At 58.1% G+C, this 18,841-nt stretch carries 14 protein-coding genes; 7 read left to right on the forward strand and 7 right to left on the reverse strand.

Annotated features, from left to right (window positions below; genetic code table 11):
• The first annotated feature begins 88 nt into the window (after positions 1-88).
• Positions 89-1,123: a selenide, water dikinase SelD gene (gene selD, locus CAG02_RS22380; protein ID WP_085712520.1), complete on the forward strand. Its 1,035-nt coding sequence runs from the start codon at positions 89-91 to the stop codon at positions 1,121-1,123.
• Positions 1,123-2,226, forward strand: coding sequence for a tRNA 2-selenouridine(34) synthase MnmH (gene mnmH / locus CAG02_RS22385; protein ID WP_085712519.1), 1,104 nt, complete (start codon positions 1,123-1,125; stop codon positions 2,224-2,226). The genes selD and mnmH overlap by 1 nt, the downstream gene beginning before the upstream one ends.
• A gap of 31 nt (positions 2,227-2,257) precedes the next feature.
• On the opposite strand, the gene CAG02_RS22390 is transcribed toward mnmH, so the two are convergent.
• Complete coding sequence (locus tag CAG02_RS22390; protein ID WP_085712518.1) at positions 2,258-2,932, reverse strand: histidine phosphatase family protein; 675 nt, start codon at positions 2,930-2,932, stop codon at positions 2,258-2,260.
• A gap of 295 nt (positions 2,933-3,227) precedes the next feature.
• Between CAG02_RS22390 and CAG02_RS22395 the strand changes: the two genes are divergently transcribed.
• Complete coding sequence (locus CAG02_RS22395; protein WP_085712517.1) at positions 3,228-3,926, forward strand: glutathione S-transferase family protein; 699 nt, start codon at positions 3,228-3,230, stop codon at positions 3,924-3,926.
• Positions 3,927-4,069: 143 nt separating this feature from the next.
• A complete protein-coding gene (hemB, locus tag CAG02_RS22400) occupies positions 4,070-5,044 on the forward strand; it encodes a porphobilinogen synthase (RefSeq protein ID WP_085648205.1) in 975 nt (324 codons plus the stop codon).
• 25 nt (positions 5,045-5,069) lie between these two features.
• Here hemB and CAG02_RS22405 read toward each other — a convergent pair whose 3' ends face one another.
• The 4 genes from CAG02_RS22405 to CAG02_RS22420 all read right to left on the reverse strand — a co-directional run bounded on the left by CAG02_RS22405 (position 5,070) and on the right by CAG02_RS22420 (position 9,766).
• Positions 5,070-5,633, reverse strand: a complete 564-nt coding sequence (locus tag CAG02_RS22405) for a hypothetical protein (RefSeq protein ID WP_085712516.1) — start codon at positions 5,631-5,633, stop codon at positions 5,070-5,072.
• Positions 5,630-6,349 (reverse strand): hypothetical protein, encoded by a 720-nt coding sequence (locus CAG02_RS22410; protein WP_170931633.1) that lies wholly within the window; start codon positions 6,347-6,349, stop codon positions 5,630-5,632. Before CAG02_RS22410 ends, CAG02_RS22405 begins: the two co-directional genes overlap by 4 nt.
• Positions 6,346-8,094, reverse strand: coding sequence for an NUDIX hydrolase (locus tag CAG02_RS22415; RefSeq protein WP_139831906.1), 1,749 nt, complete (start codon positions 8,092-8,094; stop codon positions 6,346-6,348). Before CAG02_RS22415 ends, CAG02_RS22410 begins: the two co-directional genes overlap by 4 nt.
• Before the next feature lie 142 nt (positions 8,095-8,236).
• The gene (locus CAG02_RS22420) at positions 8,237-9,766 is read right to left on the reverse strand and encodes an FAD-dependent oxidoreductase (protein WP_085712514.1); all 1,530 of its coding nucleotides are present in this window, start codon (positions 9,764-9,766) and stop codon (positions 8,237-8,239) included.
• Between the two features lie 184 nt (positions 9,767-9,950).
• On the opposite strand from CAG02_RS22420, the gene CAG02_RS22425 reads away from it, so the two are divergent.
• Both CAG02_RS22425 and CAG02_RS22430 read left to right on the forward strand, forming a co-directional pair.
• A complete protein-coding gene (locus CAG02_RS22425; RefSeq protein ID WP_085712513.1) occupies positions 9,951-11,039 on the forward strand; it encodes a DUF1615 domain-containing protein in 1,089 nt (362 codons plus the stop codon).
• Positions 11,040-11,128: 89 nt separating this feature from the next.
• A complete protein-coding gene (locus tag CAG02_RS22430) occupies positions 11,129-11,752 on the forward strand; it encodes a glutathione S-transferase (RefSeq protein ID WP_085712512.1) in 624 nt (207 codons plus the stop codon).
• Here the strand turns inward: CAG02_RS22430 and CAG02_RS22435 are convergent, their stop codons facing one another.
• The gene (locus tag CAG02_RS22435; protein ID WP_085712511.1) at positions 11,753-12,193 is read right to left on the reverse strand and encodes a CBS domain-containing protein; all 441 of its coding nucleotides are present in this window, start codon (positions 12,191-12,193) and stop codon (positions 11,753-11,755) included. It lies immediately after the preceding gene.
• Between the two features lie 413 nt (positions 12,194-12,606).
• Here CAG02_RS22435 and CAG02_RS22440 point away from each other — a divergent pair, with 413 nt between their 5' ends.
• A complete protein-coding gene (locus tag CAG02_RS22440) occupies positions 12,607-15,912 on the forward strand; it encodes an NEL-type E3 ubiquitin ligase domain-containing protein (RefSeq protein WP_170931634.1) in 3,306 nt (1,101 codons plus the stop codon).
• Between the two features lie 43 nt (positions 15,913-15,955).
• On the opposite strand, the gene CAG02_RS22445 is transcribed toward CAG02_RS22440, so the two are convergent.
• Positions 15,956-18,730 carry an RHS repeat-associated core domain-containing protein gene (locus CAG02_RS22445; protein WP_170931635.1) on the reverse strand — a complete coding sequence of 925 codons (2,775 nt, stop codon included), beginning with the start codon at positions 18,728-18,730 and terminating at the stop codon, positions 15,956-15,958.
• Between the last annotated feature and the right edge of the window lie 111 nt (positions 18,731-18,841).

Consider the following 18,841-nt stretch of genomic DNA (forward strand, 5'->3'; position numbering starts at 1 on the left):
AGCACTTTGACCGCCCGAAAGGGCGGTTTTTTTTGCTCGGCAATCCCCTCTGCTAGAATCCGCCCCATTCCCAGCCAGAGGTTGCCCCATGAGCGAACCCATCCGTCTGACCCAATACAGCCACGGTGCCGGTTGCGGCTGCAAGATTTCGCCGCAGGTGCTGGAAGTGATCCTTGCCGGCAGCGGCGCGCAGAACCTCGACCCGAAGCTGTGGGTCGGCAACGCCTCGCGTGATGACGCGGCGGTGTATGAAATCGATGCCGAACGCGGTGTGGTGTCGACCACCGACTTCTTCATGCCGATCGTCGATGACCCGTTCGACTTCGGCCGCATCGCGGCGACCAACGCCATCAGCGATATCTACGCCATGGGCGGTGACCCGTTGATGGCCATTGCGATTCTCGGCTGGCCGGTCAACGTGCTGGCGCCGGAAGTGGCGCGGGAAGTGATTCGCGGTGGTCGCGCGGTGTGCGACGCGGCGGGTATTCCGTTGGCCGGTGGCCATTCGATTGATGCGCCGGAACCGATCTTCGGACTGGCCGTCACCGGTCTGGTGGAAAAGCGCTTCATGAAGCGCAACGACACCGCCACCGCCGGATGCCTGCTGTACCTGACCAAACCGCTGGGCATCGGCATCCTCACCACCGCGGAAAAGAAGGGCAAGCTGCGTAACGCCGACATCGGCGTGGCCCGGGACTGGATGTGCACGCTGAACAAGCCCGGCAGCCGTTTCGGCAAGTTGTCCGGGGTTACCGCGATGACCGACGTCACCGGTTTCGGCCTGCTCGGGCATCTGGTGGAAATGGCCGATGGCAGCCACCTCACCGCGCGCATCGCCTATGACCGCGTGCCGCGTCTGGACAGCGTCGAGTACTACCTCGATCAGGGCTGTGTACCCGGCGGCACCTTGCGCAATTTCGACAGCTATTCAAGCAAGCTCGGGCGTGTGCAAGAACTGCACAAGCGAGTGCTGTGCGATCCGCAGACCAGCGGCGGCCTGCTGCTGGCCGTGACCCCGGAAGGCAACGCCGAATTCCTCGCGGTCGCTGCGGAGCTGGGCCTGAATCTGGCGCCGATCGGCGAACTGGTCGAGCGACAGACCCACGCAGTCGAGGTGATTTGATGCTCCCCGACTGCACCGATTACCGCGACATTTTCCTCAACGACCGGCCGCTGATGGATGCCCGCGCGCCGGTCGAGTTTCACAAGGGCGCGTTCCCCGGCGCGGTCAATCTGCCGCTGATGAATGACCTCGAACGGCAAAAGATCGGCACCTGCTACAAACAGCATGGTCAGCAGGCCGCCATCGAACTTGGCCACCATCTGGTGTCCGGTGCGGTGAAGGCCGAACGCATCGAGGCCTGGGCCGAATTCGCCCGGGCCCATCCCGACGGATATCTCTATTGCTTTCGCGGTGGCCTGCGCTCGCAGATCACCCAGCAGTGGCTCAAGAGCGAGGCCGGGATCGATTATCCGCGCATCGGTGGCGGCTACAAGGCCCTGCGCAACTTCCTGATCGACACCCTCGAACAAGCGGTGAGCCAATGTGATTTCGTGCTGCTGGGCGGCATGACCGGCACCGGCAAGACCGAATTGCTGGTGCAATTGCGCAACGGCCTGGACCTGGAAGGCCACGCCAACCATCGCGGTTCCAGCTTCGGCAAGCGCGCCACCGGCCAGCCATCGAACATCGACTTCGAAAACCGTCTGGCCATCGACCTCCTCAAGAAACGCGACGCCGGTATCGACCAGTTCGTCCTCGAAGACGAGAGCCGGGTGGTGGGCAGTTGCGCGCTGCCGCTGCCGTTGTATCAGGGCATGCAGCACTACCCGATGGTCTGGCTGGAGGACAGTTTTGATGATCGGGTGCAGCGGATCCTGCGCGATTATGTGGTGGATCTGTCGGCCGAGTTTTCGACGGTGCATGGCGAGCAGGGTTTCGAGCTGTTCTCCGAACGTTTGCTCGAGAGCCTGAACAATGTGCAGAAACGTCTGGGCGGCGAACGCCACCGGCGGATGCTGCTGTTGATGGAAGACGCGCTGGCCGAGCAGGGGCGCAGCGGTTCGGTGGACTTGCACCGGGGCTGGATCGAAGGCTTGCTGCGTGAATATTACGACCCGATGTATGTGTTTCAGCGCGAGAAAAAGGGCGCGCGGATCGAGTTCGCGGGGGAGTGCGGGGCAGTGATCGAGTATCTGCGCCAGCGGTTGAATCAGAAGCGCTGAAACGAGAGCCCCGGCAGGGGCTCCAAGGTACTCAAGTCGGGCAAGTGACCTTGCCGTTGTCCAGCCCCTGCTTGTAGCTGTGGCTCTGCAGGCTGGCCTTGCCGTTGTGCCAGGTCAGGGTCAGCACATACAGCGAGTCATAGTCACCGGACGCCCAGTCCTCGGTGATGGTCTGTTTCTCGCCCACCGCCTTGCCGGCGACCTTGTTGATCAGCTCCGGCAGGTAACCGTGGGACCACGCGGTGTAGATGATCGAGTTGTGGTACTTGTCGGCGATCAGTTCCCGGGCCAGGTCGCTGGTGTCGTTGGCCGAGAACTCGATGTTCACCGGCAGGCCGAGCTTGATGGCGGCGGGGCTGATGGTCATCAGGGGGCGGATGTAGCTGTAGGAGTTGTCCAGCTCGCCTTCCTCGACGTTGCGCGTCGGGTTGGCGGCGAACACGTAGTCGGCCTTGCCGAATTTCTCCGGCAGCAGGGTCGACAGTTCGATGGCGCGGTTCAGGCCTTGGCAGTTGAGCTGGCCGAGCCCGCCGGCAGGTTTTTCCCCGTGGCGCAGGAAGATCAGGGTCTGGGTGCCGTCCACCGGTTGCGCGCGGCTTTCGCTGGATTCGAGGGACAGGAACAGCGCGCTCATCGCCAACAGAGAGGGCAGGGCAACGTAGGCGCGATGTTTGAAACGTCTGGCGACTTTCATCAAGTTCGTCATGAAATAAAGGATCTTCAGTCTGTTCGGTTAAGGCTGACAAACCTCTGCACCGCAGGCTGCCGGGGCCGGGTGTTTTCCCTGTCTTGAGTGGTTTCCTTGGAGCCCTCTGCAGGCCTTTGGTTCGAACCGTTTGGCGGGGCACACTTTAAAGGCGTCGCCGCACGGCTGGAGGGCAGGTTAACGACAGGATGTTGCGGATTTAAGTAAGTCCGCTGGCCGGGACAAAAAGAACCCGAGCCAGCGCGGAAAACGTGGATTATGCTCAGGCCTTTCATTTTGTGACTGGATGCTACACATGACCGATCTGTCCGCGTTCCCGATCACCCAGAAATGGCCGGCGCAGTACCCTGACTGGATTCAGCTCTATTCCCTGCCGACCCCCAACGGCGTCAAGGTCTCGATCATGCTCGAAGAGATCGGTCTGCCCTACGAGCCGCACCGCGTGGGCTTCGACACCAACGACCAGATGTCCCCGGAGTTCCTGTCGCTGAACCCGAACAACAAGATCCCGGCGATCCTCGACCCCCACGGCCCCGAGGACAAACCGCTGCCGTTGTTCGAGTCCGGCGCGATCCTGATTTACCTCGCCGACAAAAGCGGTCAGTTGCTGGCCCAGGAAGGCGCACTGCGCTACGAAACCATTCAGTGGCTGATGTTCCAGATGGGCGGCATAGGCCCGATGTTCGGCCAGCTCGGCTTCTTCAACAAATTCGCCGGCAAGGACTACGAAGACAAGCGTCCCCGCGACCGCTACGTCGACGAAAGCAAACGCCTGCTCAGCGTCCTCAACACCCGCCTCGAAGGGCGCGACTGGATCATGGGTGAGCGCTACACCATCGCCGACATCGCCACGTTCCCGTGGGTGCGCAACCTGATCGGGTTCTACGAGGCGGGCGATCTGGTCGGCATCAAGGACTTCCCGAACGTCACCCGGGTGCTGGAGCGCTTCCTGGCACGGCCGGCGGTGGTACGCGGGTTGACCATCCCTTCATAAGTCGGTGTGGGCCGGGTGCGCACATTATTGCGCGCCCGGTAATGCACTGTTGATTGATCCAGGTTTGTACCCCGTCCCCAGCAAGGCATAAGCTTCGCCCCTACGACTTTCGTCTCATCTGCCCGTTTTTCAGGAAAGGCCCCATGTCCAGTCAGTTCCCCGAAGCACGTCCACGCCGTCTGCGCCGCAATGCGAGCCTGCGCAGCCTGTTCCAGGAAACCGAGTTTTCGCTTAACGATCTGGTGCTGCCGATCTTCGTCGAAGAAGAGATCGACGACTTCGTGCCGATCAAGAGCATGCCCGGCGTGATGCGCATTCCGGAGCGCAAACTGGCCGGCGAGATCGAGCGTTACGCCCGTGCCGGGATCAAGTCGGTGATGACCTTCGGTGTGTCCCATCACCTGGACGCCAACGGCAGCGACACCTGGCGCGAAAACGGTCTGGTGTCGCGCATGTCGCGGATCGCCAAGGACGCCGTGCCGGAAATGATCGTGATGTCCGACACCTGCTTCTGCGAGTACACCGACCACGGCCATTGCGGCGTGATGCACAACCATGAAGTCGACAACGACCAGACCCTGATCAACCTCGGCAAGCAAGCCGTGGCCGCCGCCCGTGCCGGTGCCGATGTGATCGCACCGTCGGCCGCGATGGACGGCCAGGTGCGGGCGATTCGCCGGGCACTGGACGATGCCGGGTTCACGCAGATTCCGATCATGGCTTACTCGACCAAATTCGCCTCGGCGCTCTACGGCCCGTTCCGCGAGGCCGGTGGCAGCGCGCTGAAAGGCGACCGCAAAAGCTATCAGATGAACCCGATGAACCGCCGCGAAGCCCTGCGCGAATCGTTGCTCGACGAGCAGGAAGGTGCCGATGCGCTGATGGTCAAACCGGCCGGCGCGTACCTGGACATCATCCGTGACATCCGCGAAGCCTCGAACCTGCCGCTGGCGGCGTATCAGGTCAGCGGCGAGTACGCGATGATCAAGTTCGGCGCCCAGGCCGGGGCCATCGACGAAGATCGCGTGGTGCGCGAAAGCCTCGGTGCGATCAAGCGCGCGGGTGCGGACCTGATCTTCACCTACTTTGCGATGGACCTGGCGCTGGCCGGGATCTGAAACCGGAACAGTGTTGCGCCGGCGTTTATCGCGCCGGTTTGAGGTTGAAGTTCGTTGGCAGTGTCTGTTCTCCAGCCGCATAAATACCCGAATACGGGGAGCGGCTAGGAGAAAGCTGTTGATGGAATCGCAAGTGGCAGAACTTGACACCCGGATAGATTCGAATGCGGTCGTGAGACAGGTTGATGATTTCCAGTGTCAGCCTTGAGGCGATGCCCATGCCGAAAGTGGCTGCCACGAAATTGGAACCGAAATTCAGATTCAGTCCAATGCGGGCATAGCACGACAGCAGACCCATATCGGCACACAGGTTGTGCCCCAACCGCAGCCTTTCCAGCGATGAAGCCAGGTAAAGTTTTCCGGGCTCCAACACATAACCTTCGGCCGGTATCGTGACTTCGGTGAATAAGGAAGCCGTGTCCGTTGAGCGGCTGTCGATGACGACCGGCGCGGAATCGCGAACCAGCAATCGGTCGTGCAACCGAAGCAGATAGCTGGACGAGCGCAGGCATTGAACATCGAAATCGATGATTTCCAGCTCCGCACCGTTCTGTGCTTGCAGAATATCGGCGTCACTCAAAACACTCACAAAACGATCTCCGTAGCCTGGTCGCACTGTTCGATGTCAAACAAGGCTGAGTAATTTTCCGGCGCGAGCAGATAGCTGCTGATGCCGGCGTCGCGGATGATTTCCAGTGACGCCCTGTCCATGATGTAGTGACCGGAGTTTAGGGCTTCAAAGGACTCGGCGCGCTCGATGAGGTTGTCTATCGGCCATTTCTCGATACGTGTGGGAGCATCGAATCCTGCGGAAAACAAAGGCACTTTTGCCTTGAAGACGATCAGTCGTTCGGCGGATATCGCCTGTGCCGCCGCCGCTGCCAGGGAGTCGGTGGATGCAAATCGTGTATCGGGATCGACAAAAAAGACCGATGCATCGCTGGCGGCCATGACCGTTTTCAACTCATGGACGGGCAGAAGTGTGTCATGGACGACGGCGTCGTATTTTTCGCAGCAGGAAAGGAAGATTCGCTGCAAGGTTCTCACATGATCTGTGCCGATTATTTTCAGGTCATCGCTGCTGGCACCCAGTTCTTTTGCAAGGTTCAGTTGCAGGTGCGAGCCGACGCCGCCCGAGACGATCACCAGTTTGTGGGTGTCATTCCGAGAGGAGATCAAGGTGAGCAGGTCACGGTAGAAACCGGCGTCTATCCGATAGTCACGGTAACCCAGCCATTCGATACTGGAGGCGGCCGGCCCCTTTTTGATCATGCCTGCACCTGGCAGTTTGATGACGATGGTCATGACAGATAGCCCAGTTGCTTGAGTACGCCGAGTGCGCCGGGGGTGAGTTTGTCCGTGTAGCCTGAAAGCTTCTCGACTGGAACAAACTTGTCGTAACTGATTTCGGAACTGTCGAGAATGAAGTTTTGACTGGTCAGTTGAGCCTTGAATACAAACCATAGATGTCTATTGCCCCCGTGACGGCAGGCGTCGTCAAGTAAAAACGCCGGTGCAATCAGTTGAGGTGAAGTCAGGGTAACACCCAGTTCTTCATAAACTTCTCTGTGGATAGCCTCTACTGGGGTTTCATGTCGATTCACGTGCCCGGCGACAATGCTGTATTTTTCCTGATAGAAACTGTCGGATTTTTTTATTAATAGTATTTTTTTGTTTTGTTCGATCATCAGAGCTACGGAGAAGTGAGTGACTGTCCCATCAGGTGACATGATTTCACTAACTTGATCGCCGGTCTTTAGGAGTTCGGAAACTTTTAACAGGGTGCGCGAGATGTCATTAATTATTTTGTCCGATTCAGGATCCTTGGCGGTGTCCCTTATTCTTTTTTGTGAGCTGGAAAGTTCTTTTGATGTGAAACCTTGTGTGTACAGCCATTGGCACATTTCTTTTATGGCTTGTTCGGTGATGGCTTTTCTTGACGTGCTGTCGAGTTTGATTGTTTCTACTTGATTGCTTTCGCGGAAGTTTTTCAAGTCTTCTTTTAAGGTTTTTATCTGATCGTACTGCACAACATCCACTGCAAATCGGTAGATGTTGTTGGCGTAAGTCAGAGGTCCGGGCTGAATTTGTGCATAACCCTGCTGCTCCAGCATTTTTATTTTCACGCCGGGATAACGTTCAGTGAAGAGGTGCAACTCGATGTTCAGGTCCTTCGAAAGCTTGGACAGTTCGCGAATGGCACCGAGAATCTTGATCATCCTGCGGATCATGTCAGCTTCAATGTTTACACCGTAATCTGCGTGGTCAACAAATTGGCCCCACTGTCTGGTGAACGCAGGGTTTTCATATTCCTGTTTGAGGTCAAGCAGAGATTGGTGAGTATCAATGTAGGGACTGCAGATATAAAAATGCAGAGTTTTAATATCTTCCTTGTGATTGGAAATGGTGGTGATGAAGTCAGAGGAAAGTTGTGAAGTTGTTGTGAAGATGTGAATGATTTCGTTGTCGGTGTCGTCAAGCTTTTTCGAGAATACGTCATCTGATACGAGCTTTAGATCGTCGCCAATCACATAGTCGGAAAGGGGGGTCAACGACTCTACGATTTTTTGGGTAGAAGGGAAGTCGGACGTCGCTTTTTTAAGAAGAAAACGCCGATATTCGTGCCATTTCGAAGCTTTGCTGACGGCTGTTTTGAAGTCTGAAAATTTAAGTGAACTCGATTGTTTTATATCTTTCTCACCTTGTAGGGTAATCACCAGTGCTGCGGCTGATTTGTCAGAAAGCCCGTCAATGAATTCGCGTGTGAGGCTGTCATCTTTGAGAATCCAGCGTTTGAAAAAATCTTTGAGTTTTGTGAGGTTTTGCGGGCTTGGATCGGTGAGAAAGATTTTTGCTTTCCATTTCCAGATAAGCGTGAAGGGGGCGCTGAATTTTGTCAGATAGCGTTTAGTTGTAAGGTCCCAGAAAAGAACGTTTACAATGAGTGCGCCGATAAGCTGAAAGTAAAATTCTGATGTTTTGAAGGTAAGGTCGTATAGGTAAAGTATTGCGAGTGTAAGCAATACATGTTTGAAAATTCCTTTATACACAATCGTCCTCGGTACAGTAGGTCGGAAATGATCTGAAAAGATTCAAAATTACCAGTCAGAGTTAGACGGCGTTGAATGGATGGGTGGCATGGTAGCACAAAGCTATTATTTGATCAGGTTTCAGCCGCGCCGCGCCCTATGCTCAAGCAAAAAACGGCCGGACCCCATGGTCCCGAAAATACCGTTCGATCACCTTCGGATCCGCGCTGTTGTCGGCAATCGCCACGTACGTATCCGGGCGCAGCAGGTAAAAGCCGTTGCGCCCCAGTCCCGCCGTTTCAAACGCCGGCCGCCAGTCGAACACGTGCAGCGGCAAGTGATGTTCATTGCACCAGGCGATCATTTCGTCGCTGGTGTCGCCGTACACATGCACCTGCCAGCACGGGTTGCGCAACGGTTCGTAATTGTCCCCCTCGCCATCATGGGCCCACGGCAAACGGTCGCCGCCGTGCACGTGCCCGGCCACGCCTTCGCTCAATGCCATGCCCCGATAGTTGACGGTGATTTGCGACACCGTGCGAAACAGGAACTCGCGGCTGGTCTCGAATGAGGCCATTTTCGGGATCACGAACGGTGCCAGTCGTGTGCGCAACAGATCGGCCATTCGCCCTTCGGCGGTGACGAAGCTGAAGACCTTGTCGGTAGTCGACACCAGGCGCCGGGCGAAGGCGATGCGTTCGGTTTCGTAGCTGTCGAGCAGCTTTGGCGTAGCTGCGCCGCCGAGCACCGCCGCGAGTTTCCAGGCCAGGTTGATTGCATCGCCGATGCCGGTGTTCATGCCCTGGCCACCGGCGGGGCTGTGCACGTGGGCCGCGTCGCCAAGCAGAAACGCCCGGCCCTTGCGAAAGTGATCCGCTACCCGGTGATGCACGCGGTAGGTGGAGAACCAGTTGACGTCCTCAATGTGCACGTTCAAATGCTCGATGGCGCGGCTGCTGACATCGGAGAATTCCAGAGTTTCGGCACGATCCGCACGTTCGTCGCGCACCGTGCCGATCAGCCGCGCGCGACCTTCGCCGGCCAGCGGGAATACCGCGAGAAAGTCCGCTTCATCCAGATCCAGATGCAATTCGCCGTTGAGCGCCGGGCCGCTGGCCTTGACGTCGGCGACATAAAAAATCTGCTGATAGGTGCCACCCGGAAAACCGGTATCGAGGGTCTTGCGCACCACCGAGCGGGCGCCGTCACAACCCGCCAGGTAGCAGGCCTGACAGATCTCCTGCTCGCCATCCGGCAGGCGCAAATGGGCGGTGAGACCGTCGCCGTTTTCCGTGAAACTCTCCAGCGTCGTGTTGCGCTCGACGGTCACGTCGTAGTCTTCGAGGCGATCGATCAGCAGTCGTTCGTGTTCGTCCTGCGGGTAGATTTCCAGGAAGGCGTAAGGCGTCAGGCCTTCGCCGATGCGGTTGAGCGGCAGTTGCGCCACGGCTTTGCCCTTGACCCAGAAATTCGCCGCCGCCACCCGGTGCCCGTTGCGCACCACGGCTTCGGCGAGGTCCAGTTGCCGGTACAGCTCAAGCGTTCGCGCCTGCACCGCCAGCGCTCGCGAGGTGGTGCCGGGGCCGGAGGTCTTGTCGAGGATGCGCACGCGCACGCCCAGTTTGCTCAGCCACAGGGCCAGTACCAGTCCGGTGGGGCCCGCGCCGATGATCAGAACGTCACTGCGGTTCATGGTCTGTCCTCCTCGCGTGCCCTTTGCCACTGAGTGTGCAGCAGCAAGTATGGATCAGCGGGCGGGCACGGCCAGTCGGCCTGCCAAACGGGACGATGGAACAGCGTCGCCGGCCCGCAGTCCTATCCTGCAACCCGGGATTGAGCGTAGGGTAAACCCGGCTCAACGGACTTCATGGAGCGTTATGCAAAGCCCTCGATTATTTCTCAGCCTCGCCGCGCTGCTGATGCTGGCCGGTTGCGCCGGGCAGCGCAGTCAGGAACCGGCCCCGCGCCCGCCGGCCGAGGTCAAGGCGCAGATCGTGCGCCTGCTGCCGGCGAAAACCGCCGACCGCCAGGGCTGGGCCACGGACATCTACACAGCGTTCGCCGCCCAGGGCATCAGCCCGACCACGCAAAACCTGTGTTCGGTGCTGGCCGTCGCCGAGCAGGAGTCCAACTTTCAGGTCGACCCGCCGGTACCGGGTCTGGGCAAGATCGCCCGCGACGAGATCGACCGGCGTGCCGCCAAAGTACACATCCCGAGCCTGTTGGTCAGTGGCGCCTTGCAGGTGCGCTCGCCCAACGGCAAGAGCTACAGCGAGCGCCTGAGTGCAGCACATACCGAGAAAGACCTGAGCGCCATTTTCGATGACTTCATCGGCATGGTGCCGATGGGGCGCACGCTGTTTGGCGGCTTCAACCCGGTGCACACCGCCGGGCCGATGCAGGTCAGCATCGAATTCGCCGAGCAGCACGCCAAGGGATATCCGTATCCGGTGAACGGCACGATTCGCCACGAAGTGTTCACCCGCCGAGGCGGCATGTACTTCGGCATCGCCCATTTGCTGGGTTATCCGGTGAGTTATCGCGAACCGCTGTACCGTTTCGCCGACTTCAACGCCGGGTGGTACGCCAGTCGCAACGCGGCGTTTCAGAATGCAGTCAGTCGCGTGTCGGGTGTGCCGCTGGCGCTGGATGGCGACCTGATCCGCTACGACTCGATCATGCCGGGCACCACCGAACTGGCGGTGCGCAGGCTCGGCAAGTCATTGGGCATGCGCAATCCGGTGATCCGCGAGCAACTGGAGAAAGGCAACACCCTGGGATTCGAGGAGACCAGACTCTATCAACGGGTCTTCGAACTGGCGGATAAGGCAGAAGGCAAATCATTGCCCCGGGCGGTGCTGCCGGGGATTGTCCTGCAGAGCCCGAAGATCACTCGCAAACTGACCACGGCGTGGTTTGCCAAGCGGGTCGATGAGCGTTATCGGCGTTGCATGGCCCGGGACTGACGATTCAGTCATCGGCTCGCGGCGGCGATATCCGCCGCGCCTTCTACACTCCTGAGCAGACGGGGAGTCGCTATTTAGAGGGGGGGAACATGTATCAACTTTACGGCCACAGGAATTCAGGGGCGGCGGCTATCGAGGCAGCGCTCGAACTGTGTCAGGTCGCTTACCGGTTCATTGATGTCGAAGCCAGCGCGGAAGCGGCACAGGAGTTGGCCAGGCTCAATCCGCTCAAACAGATACCGACCCTGCAACTGCCCGATGGCAGCGCACTGACCGAAAGCGCGGCGATCCTGATTCACCTGGGCCTGAGCTTTCCTAAGTCAGGCCTGTTGCCGGTCGAAGTTGCTGACCGTGACCAGGCCATTCGCGGCCTGGTGTACATCGTCAGCAATTGCTACGGGGCCATCGGCGTCATCGACTACCCCGAGCGCTGGCTGGTGATGCCGGACGAGGCGTCGCGGCAGAACCTGATGACGGGCGCCCGGGAGCGATTGCACTGGATGTGGGAGGTCTTCGCCGACCAGTTTTCCGCCGAGCTGTACCTGGACGATGAAACACCGGGAGCGCTGGATGTGTTGGCGGCAGTGGTGACGCGCTGGGCCGGCACCCGCGAACACTTGCGCCAGGCCCGGCCGGGGTTCTATGCGTGGCTGCAACGCATCGACCGGCACCCGGTGCTGGCGCCGGTCTTTGCAAGGCACTGGCCCGGTTGATCATTCCCCGCGAATGTACTGCTCCAGCTGTTTGATCAGTTCGGCCTGTTCGGCAATCGCTTCCTTGACCAGGTCGCCGATCGACAGCAGGCCCAGCAGCTTGCCGTTTTCCACCACCGGCAAGTGACGCAGGCGCTTGTCGGACATGATGCTCAGGCAGGTGTCGACGGTCTGGTGGGTGTCCACCGTGATCACGTTCGCCACCATGATGTCGCGCACTGGTGTGCCTACCGAGGAGCGCCCGTGCAGCACCAGTTTGCGTGCGTAATCGCGCTCGCTGATGATGCCCACCACTTTTTCGTCTTCCACCACGAGCAAGGCGCCGACGTTTTTCTCGGCCATCTTCATCAGGGCTTCGAGCACCATGTGATCGGGCTTGATCTGGTGCACTTCCTGATTTTTCTGATCTTTGAGCTTGAGCAGCTGGGCGACGGTTTTCATGGCGGTTACTCAGGTGTTGTCGTTGTTCTCCAAGCATCGTAGACCGTGGCGCACAGAGCAAGGTCGCAAAACGGCAGATAACACGCAAAAAACGTCATTTCCCGGTAAATGGCTTCAACCCACTGCCGATTGCAGGTGTGACCGCAAGTACTCACAAGTTTCGAAACAGAGTCCGGAGCGAACGGCGCAGCGTTTTTTGTAGACTCCAGGGCCCTGAATGTCATGGATGACAGCATTAAATGCAAAATGTACGGATCAGCAGTCAACAACCGCCCGAGAATGCAGCGGCCCGATCAATCGCAAGTTCAATGCCTTCCTGGTTGTTGAAGTCCAGAGATGCTCATCGTCTCGCCATGCGGACGGCAGCCAGGCGTGATCTGCCCTGGTATCACCAGGCGCATGCAGCGCAACGCATGGCCCTCAAAAAGGCACTTGCGGCCAGTTGGCACTCACGCAACGAGTCCGACAGGTTTTTTGGTCGTCTCCAGCAAATTGAAGCGTTCGCCGAGCCGTTATTGGTCGAAGCGCTCAAGACCCGATTCGCCGTCACAGTTGATATCAGAAATACCTTCCTCAGAACGTATCGTTCAACCGGGTTGGCCGATGGATTCGAAGTGCGGACAGTGTCCTTGCTCGACGCGGCGTTGAACAACTTCGAAGCAAAGGAAACCCGCGCTGGCTATTTCGACGCCGCAAGCCAATTCATAACCCGACCTTCGGCGGCGGGACAGTTCGAGATCGTGCCGATCAAGTCACGGCTGTCGGTCGGGGCCTTTGCCTCACTCTGTCGTGAGCTGGACATCGGGCGTCGATACCAGACTTATCTCGACGTTTTTTTTGACTTCACCCAACCGGTGGTCAAGGCACGGCTGAAACTGGCTTTCCAGGCCTGTGAAAAAGACGCTCTGGTGGTGGCGAGCGAACTCGCACTCATGAAAGGAGACATTGATTCGCAGACCCATGCGCTGCTTTTGCGGCTGGCACAAGGAGACCGGTCATTAACGCTCGGCGCAAAATCCCTGCATTGTCATACGGTCACGATGATGGGCGTCGATCTGAGTTCAATCCTGCTGATCGCGGGAGATCTCGAGGGCAGTCGTTCGGTCGAACCCGTCATTGCCTACGTCCCTCATGACCCCCATCACCCGATCAGGCGCTATCCCTCGGCTGCACGATTCGCTGCAGTGTTGACTGAGCAGTTGCGGACTCCGGCTTACCAGCAGTTTTTCAGCCGCTTCGTTCCCCATCGGCACCGTGGGAATTTCTTCTTCCAGCTCAATGAGCGGCTTGCAAAACTGCAATGGCATGCGCGTGATCCTTACTCGCAACTCCCGACGTGGCGCCCTGAGCCGGTTGCCAGTCCGGACTTGAGACTGACCAGCGCGAGGATTGTCGGTGATGTGTGGGAACACGCCTTTACCCGCCACTTGAACCAGTTGTTTGCCGATGCCAGGACCCGGGCCGTTCCTACCGGCGATGAAGACGCGAAGTCGCGTTGGGCGCGTTGGGACAGTTTTCAGAAAGTCGTCGTCACGGTGCTGGAAGTCGGTGCATTCGTCGCAGCCCCCTTTGTGCCGGTGCTGGGCGAGCTGATGCTGGCCTATACCGCCTATCAGCTGCTGGATGAAACGTTCGAGGGCATCGTGGAGTGGTCCGAGGGGCAGCGTACCGAAGCGGCGGAGCATGTGCTCGGTGTGGTTGAAGACCTGATTCAGTTAGGGGCACTGGCAGCGGCAGGTAGTGTGCTGGGGGCTCTGAAACCGCTCAAGTCATCACCGTGGATCGAACGGATGGAGGTCGTTGATTCAGGCGAGGGTCGATCACGTTTACGCATTGCAGAACCAGAAACGATCCTCCCACAGGACCCGGTGCGAATCGATGAGACGCCGCTGGGTACGGGGGATATGCCAAGTCTGGAGCAGAGGTTCAAAACACTGTATCCGCAATCGACCGAAGAGTCGTTCAATGCCTTTGCACGGGAGTCGGGCACACCTTCTCAGTTACGGCAACGCATTGGTGAGCAAGAACAAAGCTTTCAGGCATTGAACGACACTCTGGACGGGTGGGTGGCCATCGAAAGGGGCGATTTGTTACCGATGGATCAGCGCTACCACAAGGGGCGTTTTGCCGAGGCGATCAAGCGCTGCTGGCAAGCAGCTCATACTCCGTGGATGGACGGCTTCACTCTGGACCTGGACTTTCACTGGACCAGTGACTTCCTGGCTTACTTGCCTGCGCTTGACGTCGAATTCCCGCATGTCAGCGCCTTGCAGTTTCGTAGCGCGGAGCTGCATTCCGATATCGGCTGGTTTCTGGACTATTTCCCGAATCTGAAATCCCTGGACTTGAGTGAAAACAGTCTTGTGGCACTGCCGCGTCTGCAGGGGAAGCTGAAGGGCCTGGAGTCGCTGGATGTATCCGGCAATCAATTGACCCTGAGTGCTGAAGGCATAGCGGACCTTGCAGCCCTGACAAATCTGCAAACGCTGAATCTCGGGAGCAACCCGGAGTTGTCGTTAGCTCCGGATATCAGCCGAATGGCGGAACTCGGCACATTGGATCTGCACGACAGTAACCTCAACGAATGGCCGACAGGACTGTTTGCCTTGCCCAGACCAAGGGGTTTTGAACTGGATTTGCGCGGAAACTCCATTACCCGGGTGCCTGAAGTGATGCCCGGATCCGAGCAGGCCCGGCTGATTGCCCGCACACGATTGAACCGTGATCAACTGCCCGATCAGGTTCGTGAGCAGTTTCGCGATTACATGCGCTCGGTCGGTTATGACCCTGCGCGCAGCTACCCGCCCAAGGGCGAACAAACCTGTGTCCACTGGCTGGAAGGCATGGCCGATGCAGAACGCCTGAGCAGGCAGGCGAAGTGGGATGAACTTGAGGCACAAGACAACGCCCAGGGATTTTTCGAGGTGCTGGAGCAGTTGACCGAATCGGCCGACTACACGAACGAGGCGAGCCGTCCCGAGCTGGTGCAGCGTGTGTGGCGAATGCTTGAGGGGGCAGCTCAAGACGTGCCATTGCGTGAGGAGCTGTTTCGCATGGCCAGCAATCCGGAATCGTGCGCGGATGCCGGCGCGCAGATTTTCAACGAAATGGGCATCAAGGTCCTGATTCGGGAAGCCTGGCTGGCCGGAACGCCCGAAGAGGTCGAAAGCGCACTTGTGCAGTTGGCCAAAGGCAAGTCTCGTCTGGACCAGGTCAATGATATTGCCCGTGCCACCGTCAGAAGTCGCCTGGACGCTGGCGAGCATTTCGTGGTCATCGACGAAGACGGGGAGATGACCGGAACGATCGACGAAGTGGAAATCTATCTGGCGTTCCAGACCGGGCTGGCGGAACGACTGGATTTGCCGTGGCAATCGCGGGGCATGTTGTTTCGAGAAGCGGGCGGGGTCACAGATGCACAGATCGACCAGGCCTGCGAATTCGTTCTGGCACTTGAGGCCGGTGATGGTTTGGTCAACCGGATGATCGAGCAACGCTTCTGGCGCAAGTACCTGAAGCAAGTCCACGCATCGATGCTGGAGCAGAACTCAGGGTTGATACGCGAAAGGTCGGATGAGTTGATCAATCGCTATCTAACGGGGGTTGTCGCTCAAGAGACTTACGAGCGCGAATTAGCTGGGCTGGCTGAAGACCGCAAGACACTATTGAAGACATTGACCCGCCAGGCATTGGCGAAACTGGCCCCTGTGGGCCAGTAACGGCAGCGGGTTTACTTCTTTCCAAGGTTTGACAGGCAGCGTGCTAGCGTCTAAACGTCCTCTGCCTGTTCTCGACCGTGGCCTCTTTGTCCTGTATGTCGGTCCACATCAAGTGGGTCATGTTCGTTTTACCAGTCGGAACAATAAATGGAGCCGTTGTGCTTTCGTAGGTTGCGATCAAAGTCCCTGTGCAGTTGAAACACGCGGGAAAGGCTTTCGCCGCTCTTGCGTATTGCAACTTCTGAGTCACTATTTCAATGTTCGCCGGGTCAGCCATCCCGGTTAGACTTTGTTGCAAATGAAGCATGAAACTGCCCGCCTGGACCTCTGCGTGCGTACCTGGAAGTCCCGCCGATTGAGGTAAATATCCCCCGGAATTTGCTATGTGATTAAGGATGTTTTTCTGAATGATCGGATGAACAGGTGCGACTTCGTATTCCAGGCCGGCCAGGCTGATGGGTGCTGCGTGTTGCCCTTGGTAGAGCATTACCGGATACGCCGGGTCATTGAATCGTTGTATGTACCGCTTGCTCAAGTAATCAAGCATTCTATTGGGGGCCGTGAGGTGAAAGACTCCCCCTGCTATTGGATTATCTGGGTTTAGTGCCGGATCATAAGGTCGGCTGACCCGCATGCCATGAGTGGCCGGCTTTAGTGTTAACTTAAATGGGGCTCCACTTTTTGCGATCCCGCCCTCTCGTGGGATGTTGAAAAAGTCTGAGGCGCTGAAAATATCCTCCTCTCCTGATGCGGCGTGTATTGATGCCCCGGCATGAGCAACAAGGACTTTGTCCCGTAAATCTGCATTGAACTGTGCATCGCTGTTGTGCCGAATAAATGTCTTGCTATCACTTGCCTGCACGTTCTTGAGAGTTGGCGGATTGAGTATTCTGGTTGTTCGATTGCTTACCAGGCGATTGAGTTTGTCACCATGCAGCCCGTTGACGTCGACAGTGCTCATTGGGTTATTGCTCACCATCGCATACAGATTCCATCCGTCCACCGCTCCTGTCGGGTCTGGACTCGTCCAGCGCTGCAGCCACGGTGCGTAATAACGTCGCCCGTAGTAATACAGGCCGCTGTCATCCATCTCCTGACCTGAATAGCGGATCGTCTTGTAGCTGACCTCAAGCTCCGAATCTGCGGTCAAGAAGGCTGTGCCGCCGAACGGGTAGTATTCCTCACGGCTGATCAGACGGGCTGCCTGATCAAGTTCAATCAGGCTCGACCGTTGAGCGTCGTCGAGGCAATAACGCAGTTGATCGTTGGCGACCCCGCCGGGTTGTTTGTCCAGCCAGTGCAGGCAGCGTATGTTGCCGATCTCCTGCGGCAACGTGATGACATGCAGTCGCTCACCGTTGTCACGGCTGCGAATTTCCAGGCCGGGCAGATACAGGACTTCGTGAAAGTGAGTGGTCGAAGGCGTATAGGTCTGGTGATGCTTGTAGACCCTGACGCCTGCGCGGTAGCTATAGACCTCCCGGTCGTCGGGTGCGGTCTCGCGTTCAATCAGTGTGAAGCAGGCCAATTCATTGTAGGGATTCCACTCCAGTGGCATGCCCGGCTGAAGCTGTCGAAGATTGCCATGAGGGTCGAACAGCGTAGAAAAATCCGGATCGGGATCTCCCTCCTGCCATTGCACACCCCGATTGCTGGAGGGCTGGATGAACATCTGCCGGGTATAGCTGCCCACCGCACGGGAATGAACCAGTTTGATCAGGTTGCCCCCCGTGTCGTAATCATAGGTCTGGCGGTAATTGAGGTGTCGGGAAGGATCGCTTGGGGCCGGGCGGCCGGGAATGCCCGGGGCGGGCGGTGCATCGTGGCCGGTCGCGCTGGCGAGGCGGTAGAGCGAGTCGTAAGTGAAGTGGCGTTCTCCATCGATGGACTGGTTGGAAAAGAACCTCCGCTTGAGTGTCAGATCCTTGATGCTCAGTACATTGCCGGTTCTGTCATGGGAGTAATGCAGATTCTGCCGAAGGGCCTGGCCCGGTATCCCGGACCTGATGCCTGTCACCCAGCCGTTGGCGTCATCATGGATCCATTGGCGCACCACCCCGTTGCCTAACGCGTATTCAATGGGCTTGCCCTCGGCGTTGTAGTGAGCCTGCCTGAGTATTTCCTGCACGACGCTGCTGTTGGCCAGCTGCAAGGTCAACAGTTTCAATTGTCCGGCAACGTTGTAGAGCGATTGCTGCCGATTTCCACCGGCATCTGTCTGGCTGAACGGCCTGCCGTCGGCATCGTATTGCCAACGAGTGGTGTAGACATTGCCATCCAATAGCGTCTGCTGCTCTGCAAAGGGCAGGTATTTCAAGCTGAAGGGGCCGAAAGCCGTTGAACCCGATGTGTCGACCTTGTTGATCAATTGACCGCGCACGTTCAGATCGGGGGCGGCATCGGCCGGGCCATAGGTCAGCACCTCGACGTCAGGCAGGTTATTCAATGCAATCGTCCGCAAACGTAGTTGCGTGTCATAGGTATTGCGCCAACGATTGCCGCGCTCATCCCAGCGATCAAGCACTTCGCCGGCAAGCCCGTAAAGTTTCACCTGCCGGCCGGAGTCAACGCTGTCCACCTTGAGTGGATCTCCAGACAATCCGTAAACGGTTGTCAGATTGGCTTTCGAACTGCTGTCGGACAGGCGCGGATCCCGGTTTTCACGGGGTCTGCCCAGCGCATCGTGATGGTGTCGGGTGATCAGAGCCTCCACGGGCGTGCCGGGCAACTTGCGCAGGTAGGCTACTTCCCGGGCAACCAGGCCCCGGCCATCAAAGGCACTGATCGAGGGCGTACGCCAGTGAACGCTGATGTCCATGTTTCGGCTCCGATGGCGCAACTGCGCCAGCAGGGGTCCAGTATTTGCAGAGGCTGATGCTATCAACGTCACGGCACGTCGTAACCTGTCAGATCTGACAGGTGCGTAGGG

The sequence above is a fragment of the Pseudomonas sp. R43(2017) genome, assembly GCF_002112345.1.
Taxonomy (GTDB): Bacteria; Pseudomonadota; Gammaproteobacteria; order Pseudomonadales; family Pseudomonadaceae; genus Aquipseudomonas; species Aquipseudomonas kribbensis.

What these genes read in the sequence shown, in the direction of transcription:
- selD (WP_085712520.1), top strand. Translation starts at nt 89, where the DNA reads ATGAGCGAACCCATCCGTCTGACCCAATACAGCCACGGTGCCGGTTGC.
- mnmH (WP_085712519.1), top strand. Translation starts at nt 1,123, where the DNA reads ATGCTCCCCGACTGCACCGATTACCGCGACATTTTCCTCAACGACCGG.
- CAG02_RS22390 (WP_085712518.1), bottom strand. Translation starts at nt 2,932, where the DNA reads ATGACGAACTTGATGAAAGTCGCCAGACGTTTCAAACATCGCGCCTAC.
- CAG02_RS22395 (WP_085712517.1), top strand. Translation starts at nt 3,228, where the DNA reads ATGACCGATCTGTCCGCGTTCCCGATCACCCAGAAATGGCCGGCGCAG.
- hemB (WP_085648205.1), top strand. Translation starts at nt 4,070, where the DNA reads ATGTCCAGTCAGTTCCCCGAAGCACGTCCACGCCGTCTGCGCCGCAAT.
- CAG02_RS22410 (WP_170931633.1), bottom strand. Translation starts at nt 6,349, where the DNA reads ATGACCATCGTCATCAAACTGCCAGGTGCAGGCATGATCAAAAAGGGG.
- CAG02_RS22420 (WP_085712514.1), bottom strand. Translation starts at nt 9,766, where the DNA reads ATGAACCGCAGTGACGTTCTGATCATCGGCGCGGGCCCCACCGGACTG.
- CAG02_RS22425 (WP_085712513.1), top strand. Translation starts at nt 9,951, where the DNA reads ATGCAAAGCCCTCGATTATTTCTCAGCCTCGCCGCGCTGCTGATGCTG.
- CAG02_RS22430 (WP_085712512.1), top strand. Translation starts at nt 11,129, where the DNA reads ATGTATCAACTTTACGGCCACAGGAATTCAGGGGCGGCGGCTATCGAG.
- CAG02_RS22435 (WP_085712511.1), bottom strand. Translation starts at nt 12,193, where the DNA reads ATGAAAACCGTCGCCCAGCTGCTCAAGCTCAAAGATCAGAAAAATCAG.
- CAG02_RS22440 (WP_170931634.1), top strand. Translation starts at nt 12,607, where the DNA reads ATGGCCCTCAAAAAGGCACTTGCGGCCAGTTGGCACTCACGCAACGAG.
- CAG02_RS22445 (WP_170931635.1), bottom strand. Translation starts at nt 18,730, where the DNA reads ATGGACATCAGCGTTCACTGGCGTACGCCCTCGATCAGTGCCTTTGAT.